Annotated in this window: 9 protein-coding genes; all 9 read right to left on the bottom strand. The window is 63.4% G+C overall.

What is annotated here, in order from left to right:
• Positions 1-374 precede the first annotated feature (374 nt).
• Positions 375-1,154: a DNA adenine methylase gene (locus ACUN9V_RS18850; protein WP_445512507.1), complete on the bottom strand. Its 780-nt coding sequence runs from the start codon at positions 1,152-1,154 to the stop codon at positions 375-377.
• Positions 1,105-1,299, bottom strand: coding sequence for a Com family DNA-binding transcriptional regulator (locus tag ACUN9V_RS18855; RefSeq protein WP_445512508.1), 195 nt, complete (start codon positions 1,297-1,299; stop codon positions 1,105-1,107). Before ACUN9V_RS18855 ends, ACUN9V_RS18850 begins: the two co-directional genes overlap by 50 nt.
• 142 nt (positions 1,300-1,441) lie before the next feature.
• On the bottom strand, positions 1,442-1,693 hold the full coding sequence (locus tag ACUN9V_RS18860; protein ID WP_445512509.1) for a hypothetical protein: 252 nt from the start codon (positions 1,691-1,693) through the stop codon (positions 1,442-1,444).
• Positions 1,690-2,619, bottom strand: coding sequence for a phage tail fiber protein (locus ACUN9V_RS18865; RefSeq protein WP_445512510.1), 930 nt, complete (start codon positions 2,617-2,619; stop codon positions 1,690-1,692). The genes ACUN9V_RS18860 and ACUN9V_RS18865 overlap by 4 nt, the downstream gene beginning before the upstream one ends.
• Positions 2,620-2,679: 60 nt before the next feature.
• A complete protein-coding gene (gene gpJ / locus ACUN9V_RS18870; protein ID WP_445512511.1) occupies positions 2,680-8,316 on the bottom strand; it encodes a TipJ family phage tail tip protein in 5,637 nt (1,878 codons plus the stop codon).
• 3 nt (positions 8,317-8,319) lie between these two features.
• Entirely contained in the window at positions 8,320-8,928 is a 609-nt protein-coding gene (locus ACUN9V_RS18875; protein ID WP_445512512.1) for a hypothetical protein, read from the bottom strand.
• A gap of 2 nt (positions 8,929-8,930) precedes the next feature.
• Positions 8,931-9,659 (bottom strand): NlpC/P60 family protein, encoded by a 729-nt coding sequence (locus ACUN9V_RS18880; protein WP_445512513.1) that lies wholly within the window; start codon positions 9,657-9,659, stop codon positions 8,931-8,933.
• A 4-nt stretch (positions 9,660-9,663) separates the two neighbouring features.
• A complete protein-coding gene (locus tag ACUN9V_RS18885; RefSeq protein WP_445512514.1) occupies positions 9,664-9,891 on the bottom strand; it encodes a hypothetical protein in 228 nt (75 codons plus the stop codon).
• A 9-nt stretch (positions 9,892-9,900) separates the two neighbouring features.
• Positions 9,901-10,060, bottom strand: a 160-nt coding sequence (locus ACUN9V_RS18890; protein ID WP_445512515.1) for a hypothetical protein, incomplete at its 5' end; no start/stop codon positions are given.

Below are 10,060 nucleotides of genomic sequence, written 5' to 3' on the forward strand. Positions count from 1 at the left end.
ATCTCATGGCCACAAGCCCGCCAATGTCGGCTTGCTGCCCTTTTTGGGCGCGAATAGCGCAGAAAGGAGAAAAATATGGGGGATCTGCCGAACTACGTATGGACATGGCGAGACGGGTTACTCGCCAAAGGATGGAGGATGCGGGACCACCTGGGGCCGCCGTGCGAGCGCATGATTGAATATCACGCGCTTTATCGGGGAGATATTTACTCGGGCCGCTGCGTACTAAGCCGGTCACCACAGACGCTGAATTGGGGCGCCTTCACGCATGAAACCGTGCTGCTGTGTAACGAGCCCCACGCGATGCAGGTCTGGCGCCCGGCCGAGCCGGGTAAGCCCGAGACAGGGCCGGTCAAGCGACCGGCCCGTGAAAGCTAGGCGTCTACCGCCCAGTTGCATATCAGCACTTCCCGCGCCGCTTTGCCGCCGCTGGCGCCACCACCGACGGTGTAGCGGATATCAGCCGACTCGATGTGATAGCCGGCGAAGATCCGCCGCACCTCCGGGTGGTCATTGAGGCTGACGATTGCCCGGCCTTTGATCCGCCCGATCGTCTCCGCCAGCTGCTCGTACTGCTCAATGCCGAACTCGACGCCATAGCCCGCGGTGTCGAGGTAGGGCGGGTCCATGTAGAACAGCGTGTGGGGGCGATCGTAGCGCTCGACGCAGGCTTGCCAGGTCAGATGCTCGATGAACGTCTGAGAAAGCCGCAGATGCGCCTCTGACAGCGTTTCCTCGAGCCGCAGCAGGTTTAGCCCGGGGCCGCTAGTCGTCTTCGTGCCGAACGTGTAGCCGCCCGGCTTGGCGCCGAACGTTAGCCGCTGCAGATAATAGAACCGGGCCGCGCGCTGAATGTCCGTCAGCGTCTCCGGGCGCGTCGTTTTCTGCCATTCGAAGATCTGCCGGGAGGTCAGCGCCCACTTGAACTGGCGCACGAACTCCTCGAGATGGTTCTGCACGACACGATAGAGATTGACCAGGTCGCCGTTGACGTCGTTGATGACCTCGACCGGCGCCGGCTCGTCACGCATGAAGAACAGCGCGGCGCCGCCGGCGAACGGTTCGACGTAACAGCGGTGGGGAGGCATGAGCCGAGCGATGCGCTTAGCGAGACGGCGCTTGCCGCCCATCCACGGGATGATAGGTTTGGCCACGAGGGTTTCTCCGGGGTCCGGGGCTCGTGGCCCTCTGAGTGTGTAGATGCCCGCAGCGCGGACATTTGATTTCGAGTAGCTGGAATTCGCCGGCGCGAGCCAGCATGCGGTCACAGCGCCCGCATCGAATTTCATTGATTGCCATGTCAAGCCTGTTGTCGCGTGGACCGTTGGCCTAGACTCGCATCGCCTCGCGCGAGGCGGGGAGCCCTGGCCGGCTTGCAGGCATGGACTGCATGTTCGGGGCCGCCCCGGGTGCGGCAAACACCCGGGGCGGCCGCTCCTCTCTACTCCTTCGCCACCCTCACCTGCCCATATCCCACCCTGCGCTCGACGCCGGTCTCGATGTTCTTCAGCGCGATTTGGCCGAAGCTGAAGCGCTGGTACTCCTGCACTTCATAGGGCCCGATCCATTCCGGGCCGGCTTTGATATCGACCCGCCTGCCGGGCGGCAGGGTTTCGCGCAGCTTCGCTTCGCATTTGTCGCGCGCGGCGCGGGCTGCATCGTTCAGCTTGTCGATCTCCGGAAACTGGCTCATTCGGTGGGCTCCTGTTCGGCTGCATCGTCGTCTTCCGGCTGCTCGGGCTCCGGCATGGCCAGGCGCAGATCGATCCAGCGGCCGTCAGGAATGTCGATCGGATCACCGGCAACGATCATCGCGGTCTCGTAGTCGAACCGACGGCCGAACGTGCGAACGGTGATCGTGCCGTCGTTGGCCGTTTCGGTTTCGACGAAGCACAGGCGGTTGCCGTTCACATCCTGGGGTATCTCGATCGTCCAGCCATCACCCGCGAATCCCAGCGAGCCCGAGACGGTATAGACGCCAGTCTCATCGTGAGTCGCCGTCACGCCCTCGGCCTCGCCGTTGTATGCGCCACAGCCGTCTAACGTGAAGCCATCGCCACTGGCGTATTCAGCATGGTTGGCTAGCCTAAAGATCGGCGACGCGGCTTTGATGAAGCCGTTTGAGTCCGTCGTTGTATTGCCGTTTGTTAGAAGATTTCTACATGGGCCAAAAGAACCATCATAATATGCTTGTATCCCAGCAACTGGCTCACTACTGCCAGATCCCTTTGGGGCAATATAAATTAGATTCACATTCTCACCTCTGAGACAAGCTAGAATGGTGGAAAATCTGAAGTCTGCGGGGAGCTCGGTGGCACTGCTTCCAGAACCCGTAAAGAAACCAGTATTAGTGATTTGATCTGGGTCATTAACGCTTGGGGCATTGGTAGACCCGAGACCAAAGTCTCCCGCAGTCAAAGCTTTAATTGCTGCACGCACAGCCGCTGCATCGCCGATCGGCGCATCCGACAACCGGTTGAACAGCGCCAGCGATCCCAGCTCGCCGGAGTTGCCAGCATCGATCATCCCCAGCTGGGCTTTCTCGACATCCGTCATTCGTGCAATTAGCGCGTCGATGAACGCGTTGAGCTGATTCGTGTTTGTCGGCGTATCTGCCATTTCATTATCTCCAGGAATGAAAAAGCCGCCTCGATGGGCGGCGATAGGGTTGATGTTGGTTTAGGTGTACTTCACGCCGTTGATGATGATGCCGCGATAGCTGATCTCGATGACGCCGCTGACGTTGCTGTCGCGTTTCATCGCGACCGTCAGGCGCTCGCCGCCGAACGTGCGCCGGCCCACGCTGAACGACTCGAACCGCTGACCGGACTCCCAGCTACGCCCGTTCGTGATGCGCGCCAGGTTGTCCCCGCCGACGAAACAGTTCATTTGGTAAGCGCCGCTGAACCCGCTGGTATCGACGCGATACGAAACGGTAATGCTGAAATCCGTGTCGTAGTCCAGGTCATCGATATCGAGCTGCAGGACGTTCTGCCAGTCGCTGCCGAGGCGGATGGCGCTGCGGTCGTAGGTTTTGCGGGGGATGAACACAGCCTCGTTTTCGAGCTGCAGCGTGCCGATCACCGCGTTTTTCACCATGCCGCGATTGATGAATGCGATATCGGTAGCGAAATATTCTGGATTGATTACGGTCTTACCGCCCTGGACCATTTTCCAGATATCGACAATTTCGCCGGCCTTCAGACCCGCAAACGCTCGCTCTCTCAGCTCGCCGACGGTGCCCTTGTCGCCTCCGTCGAGTGTGACGCTGTCGCTCAGCCTTCCTTTTTCGAGTGTGCCGCCGTTGAGGTCATCGAGTTCAATCGAGTTTTGTTTTGCAACGCTACCCAAGCCGTCGACTTGATCGAAACCGACGCGTATCTCTCCCGCGTCAACCAGTGCTGCAGAAAGGCTCTTGACGTCTATGTTGTCAGCTGTCAGATCACGAATCCGGGCATTGCGAATCACCGCTCGCCCGTCTTCGAACAGCGCAGTGAGGCGTAACTCGCCGCTGCCGGTGTAGTACGCGATGCGGTCACCGGCCATCACGATTTCGGCAACTTCACCGTTGACGGTCATGCCGATCATCGCTTTCTTGCCGTTGACGTTGACCGTCCGAATCGAGCTGGCAATGATCCCAGCCGGACCTGTGAGGGCGCTGACGCTGTCCTCGACCGCGGCGAACTGATCGCCGGCTTCGGCCTCGAATCGTTCCTGCCGCTGGGCGATCGACTGCTGATCGTCCGACAGTGACGACACGGTCGACTCGATCGACGACGAGCGATCACGGAATTCCGTCCGCGTGCTATCGATACGCTCGCCCAGCGACTGATCGGCATCGCTCAATGCCCGGACGTCGGACTCGAGCGCGGCCGTTGAATCACCGAACCGGGTATCGATCTGACGCAGATCCTGGGCGATGGACCCAGTCTCGTCGCTCAGCGATGTCAGCGAGTTCTGAATCGACGAGATCGCGTCGCCGTAGTCCGTCTGAATATCGGTGACGGTCTGCGCGAGCGATTGCTGGCCGGTGACCAGCGCGGTTAGCCGCTGATCGATCGACGACGAGGCGCTGTTGAGATCTGCCCGCAGTTTCGTCGTGATCTGCGCCAGCGACTCGTCCTCGGTCTGGCGCACTTGCTGCTCGACCTCGATCGACACCGCACCCAGCGCGGTTTTCGCCCGCTGCGCCAGCGCGACAATCGCCTGGAATCGCTCACCGTCCGCGATAGTCGTCCGCGTCTCGGTGATGTCCGCCGCGTTTTCACCGATCTGCGACTCGGTCGTCTCGACACGCTGGGCGATCGCTGTCGTGCGCGTAGACAGCGCGGTGTACTGATCACGCAAGCCCGCGATATTGCCCGCGAGTTCGGCGTTCACGGTCACGATGCGCTGCGCCAGTGCCTCGCGGTCGTTGATGCGCTGAATGTCGAGCACCTCGATCGACGTCGCGGCCAGCGCGGTTTTCGCACTCTGCGCGAGATAGCGGATCGTCTCGGCGTTGTCGCGGCCGGCTGACGTCCGCTCAAGCGTCTGGATCTGCGATGCGTGATCGCCGACCGTCGACTCAAGATCACCCGTACGCTGGGCCAGCGCCTCGCCGTCCCGCGTCAGCGTCTCGAATCGTTGCTCGTTGCGAGACTGCGCGCCCTCGAATGAGGATTTCAGCGTCCGCGTGTCGCTGGCGTTGGCCTCGTCCTCCTGGGCGCGCACCTGCTGCTCACGTTCGATCAGCGCGGTGATCTCGGTGATCGCAGCGTCGGCCCGGCGCACGCTCACCGCATCGATCAGCACGCCGCCGCCGGCGCCGGACGTATCTGCCCACACCGCGATGCGGTCGTTCGACCTGGCGCCCTCAGCAACGTCATAGCGAAACTCGTAGAGCGCCCAGACCTCGGTCGGCGTGAACCGCTGCCAGCCGCTGTTCTGGCTACCACCGGTGTAGCGCACGGCGAACTCAGACGACGCGCCGCTGGCTGGTCGGCGGGCGGCAATGCGCACGACGACCTCATAACCCGCGAACGCCGCTGTCGCCCCGCTTGGAATCTGCGCGTTCGGCACCTGCGTCGCCGACGGCGCGGTGCGCGATGACGTCACGAGCGCGGACTGCACGCCGGCATAGACGTCGGTCGTCTGCGCGGCGAGCGTGTTGCTGCTCGGCACGTTCCACTGCTCGAGATCAGCGCCAGGCTCGAAGCCCGAGCCGAACGTCGGCGCCGAGTCGATCTTCGCGGACAGCTCGCCGATCCGACTCGACAGCGCGCCGTACTGATCGGCGTATGTCGTGTCGACATCAGTGATACGCCCCTCGGCGTCATCGATGCGGCTCGACTGCTGCTCGATCCGCTGCGTCATCGCCGCGTTGTCAGTGGCCATGACGTTCTGCACGACATCGATCGTCGCCGCGTTGCCCGACGAGATCGCCCGCAGCGCGGTGTAGCGCAGCGCGGACATCTGCTCGAGCTGCTGCGTGATCCGCTCGACGTAGTCGATGGTCGCGCCGTCGGTCTGGATCGCGTTCACGTCCAGCCGCAGGGCGTCGATGGTCGACTGCGCGGCATCGAGGTTGCTGCGCACGCTCTCGATGTCCTGCCCGTTGAGCGCCCCCTGATCGAGCGCCGCCGTGGCGTTATCAAGCGCGGACTGTGCGTTTGCCAGAGCATCATCGGCACGGGCTGACAGCTCATCGGCCCGCGCGTCCGCCTCGTCGATGCGTGAGTTGGCGTCATCGACGCGATCATCGAACTGCTGCCGCGCTACCGCGAGCTGCTCGGCGTTGTCATTGATGCCGTTTTCGAGCTGATCGACCAGGCCGCCCGGGCGGCGGAGCTGTTCGTCGACGTATCCCCATTCCTGCGCGAAATCCTCCCGCGTCTTGGCCTGCACCGGATACCAGCTCGACACGCCGTAGGCGTTCACACCGCGCACCCAGTAGTAATACTGGGTGCCAGACTTGAGGTTGGTGTCCGCCAACTGAGTGGCCTGGCCAAGGTCGACGGCGTTGGTCTCAATCTCGCCATCGCCCTCGAGCGGCGTCATAGCGCGCCGGTATTCGTAAAGCTGCCCTTGGCGATCGCTACGCGGAATCAGCGTTACCGAGTAGTTGGCCGTCTCGACGTCGACCGTCTCCGGTGGCAACGGCTGCAACAACGAGCTGATCGTGGTCACGCGCACGGACCAGGCCGACAAACGCCCGGCACCATCGACCCCGCGCACGCGCACTTGGTACTCACCGCTCGGCGCGTTGCGATACTCGATCGATGTCTGGTCGGTCGCGCCCACGTCCTGCCAAGCCTGTTCGCCCGGGGGCAGAATGTTGACGATGTAATACTGGGTACGCGGGTCGCTGCTCTTGACCCAGGAGATCAGCAGCCCTTGATGAGAAGCGCCCCCACTCAGATACGTGAAGCTCTCGACCGAGATATCCAGCGGCGGCGTCAGTCGCCCGGTGGGGATCAGCGATGTCGGCGCTTCCGGCAGCACCAGCCCCTGCTCGATCAGCGCGAATTTGTTCGGGTTATGCTCGAGCCCCGTTACCGTGTACTCGAGCGTATCGGTATCCTCGGCAACGCCCAGCACGCGGAACCGGCGCGGCTGAATGTCGGCGCTCGACAGCATCCACATCGCATGTGCAGTGGGTGTCGTCGAGAGTGGCGTGGCCAGGTCGATCTGATCGCCGCTGAAGCCAGCGACGTCTCGCGTCTCGACGCTGCCATTCGGCATCTGGACGGCAACCTGCCACCCGGTGCCACTGGCCACGTCCGGCCGCTTGTCGAGCGTCAGGCTATCGGTACCGGCGACGCGCAAGCGACCCGCCAGCCGAGCGCCCGCTTTATGCGGGTCGTTGATCTTGACGATCTCGCCGGGGCGGATATCGGCATGATCCAGACCCACGGTGAACTCGACCGTTTCGGTCTCTTCCCGCTCTGTGTAGAGCAGCCACAGGCCAACGCGGCGCGCTTGCCCGCGAGAGGTGCAGCCGAACGCCGTCACGTCGGTCTGCCGCCAGCCGTACTGTTTGATGCCCGCCGGGTCTTCGACGACCTCGATCGACTGGCGATAGTTGTCGCTCGGATCGTTCCAGGTCACCAGCGCTACGGTGTGGCGGCTCTTGAGCGACGAACCGGAATACTTGAACTGCCCATCGACGGTATCGGCAGGGCCAAAGATACGACCGCCGGAGCCCGCCTGGGGGGCGTCCTGAACCACGGTGACCGTGCCGGTTCCCCAATACATCATCCCGCGAAACGCCGACGCCAAGGTGGTCAGCACCTTGTAGGCTTCCTCGCGTGAGCTGATCACGGTATTGATCGTGAATCGGGGCTCGTCGTCGCCGTAGCCGTTGGGCACCAACGCGTCGCAATAGCGGCCGATCTCGTACAGCGCCCACTTGTCGACGTTGGTCAGCCCGGCGCCAAAGCGCACGTTGGTGGCCAGGTCGTAGTAAATCCACGCCGGGTTATCGGTCCACGCCTGCTTGAAGGCGCCGGACCAGATCCCGGTATAGGCGCGGGTTTCCGGATCGTAGTTGTCCGGCACGCTGACCAGCCGGCCGCGAACGTGGTACGCCCGCGATGGGATCGAGTTGCCGAACTGCTGCGCGTCGACCTCGAGCGCGACCAGGGCGGAATCCGGATAAATGAATTTGCCGTCGATGATCTCGGTGAAGCTCGACCAGTACGTCTCGTTACGGATCGCCGAGTCGTCGTCGTTGTCGGCCGACAGGCGACGCACGCGGATATCCCACGGCGCGGCGCCCTCGAGTTCGATTCGATAGCCGCGCTGGTAGGGGCTGGTCGTCTTGCCCTTGATCGTGTCGGTCTTGCGCTGGCTCCAGCTTCCGCCGCTCGGGCGCACGTCGATGGCGATCTGGACGCGGGAACCGTGCAGGTCGCCCGTTTCCTTGTCCTGCTCGGTCAGCGCCGGGATCTGCAGCGTGACGCGAACCGCGTCGACATCGGCGTCATTGATCGTGCGGATCAACGGTGTGGCGTGAGTCACCGGGGCAGAGACTTCGGTCTCGTTTTCGACCGACGGAAACCCGGCGATGTGGTCCTGATCCGGCAGGCCGGCGCGGGTGGTGTAGTTGACCCCGCTGACGTTCCACGAACCGTCGTCGGCCTGCAGAGGCGTTTCGTCGAAGAAGATCGACTTGGCGCCGTCGACCAGCCCCTCTATCGGCCCTTCGCCCAGCAGGTCGATGATGCGTGCGACGGAGTTGGAGCGCAGCGTATTGGGGTCTTCCTGCGCGACGCGGCCGCTACCGCCGCCGCCCTTGCCACCTTTGCGGCCGGTAATATCGTTGTATGCGCCCATGGTCTACTCGTCTGCGGGTAACTGTTCGACGCTCATGCCGGCACTCGCGACGATGGAGCCGGTATTGATCTCGCCATAGATCACGGGCACGGCTAGCCCTTGAGCGCTGTTGTTGACCGGGCCGTCGAACAGAAACGACGGCCGCTCGTCGACGTTGGCGCTGTTTTCGTAGCTGCCCGTCTGGGCGGTAGAGGCCAGCATCGTCGAGACACCGGTGAGCGCCAGCGCCCCACCAGCGATGGCCAGCGTGCTGGAAGAGATCCCCAGCGCCGCCGTACCGGCCAACGACAGCCCGCCGGTGGCGAATGCCGCACCGACCATCGCCACGCCGAGGATCGCCTTGCCGGCGCCTGATTTGGCCCCGCCAATCGAGGGCAGGATATGAAGCTCACGCTTGGCGCCCAGCGCCAGCTCCAACGTGTCGGCGTCATCCTCGGCGCCGCCGTCGAGACTGCCGCGAATCACCTGCCATTGGCCCTCGAGGAGCGCGTCCTTGAAGCCGTCGATCTGACAGGAAAGCGCTCGCACTGCCTCGGCCGGGTCGCGGACCTCCAACGAAAAGGGACCGCCGAAGCGATCCCCCAGGGAGCCATGCAAGTGGATCTCGCGCATCGTTACTCCATCTGGCTGCGGTGTCGGTAGAATGCCGTGACAAAGTCACGCCACCGGTGGATGGGCTCGGTCTTGGGTAGCCGCGTCGGATCGAACGGCTTGGACGCGGTCAGGTGGTGCATCGCCAGGCCGTCGCCGAGATAGACGCCGGCGTGGTTCGGCACCTTCGCTCGGATCTGGCAAAAGAACATATCGCCGCGCTGGGCATCGGACTGCTCGACACGCTGGAACCCCGCCTGCTCGAGCCCGAGCCGGTAGAGGTCGCCGCCGCTGAACCACCATTCCCAATCCCGCGGGAAATCCGGCAGCTCGACGGTCAGCTCTGCGGCGTACCAATCGCGGATCAGGCTGTAGCAATCCGTCACGCCATGGCGAAACGGGCGATCCTCGAGATCCGCGCGGGGCGTATCGCCACCCCAGTAGAACGGCGTCGTTGCATCCTGCCCGTTGGTGCTGACGATGCCCCACGGCAAGCCGGTATCACGCTGGCCGTGCATGTCCGCTTCACTGGGGCAGTCCGGGCCGTCCGGGTGGCTATGCACGATCGCGGCGATGCCCCGCGCCGTCGCCCGCGCCAGCGTGCGTTTGTCGAGGCGGAAGGTCGTCGCCGGGTCGCTGGCCACGTTGGCGTACTGCCGGCACTCGCCGTCGGCGTAGATGATCCAGACCGCCTCATGGGGGTGCGCCTCGATGGCCTCGCGGCGCAGCTGGTCGATGTGTTCGGGGAACATAAGCTCACCCCTGACTGCGGGCTTGACCGATCTTCTGGTCAGCTTTGATCTGCAATGTTTCGATCATCGAGGCACCGACCACGGCGCGGTCGATGGGCCCGCTACAACCCAGCACCGTGTCGCTCGACGGATCGTAGATCGCGGCATGTTCGACGAACTGGTGACGCTGGAACGCAGAACCGAACGCACCGATCACGGCACCACAATGCGGGCAGGTTTTCTTGAGAGACATGGTGATACCTCACTGTTTGTAGCGGGCCAGCCCGGGCATCGCCCGGGTCGGCAACGGGTTGTTGGCACCGAAGCGGACGCGACAGTCGGAAAGGCGTTTGCCGCATACGTCTTTCGATTCGTCATCCACGGCGTCGCCCTGCTGGTCGAAACACGCCGACCCGGTATAT

Source organism: Salinicola sp. V024, from assembly GCF_052645315.1.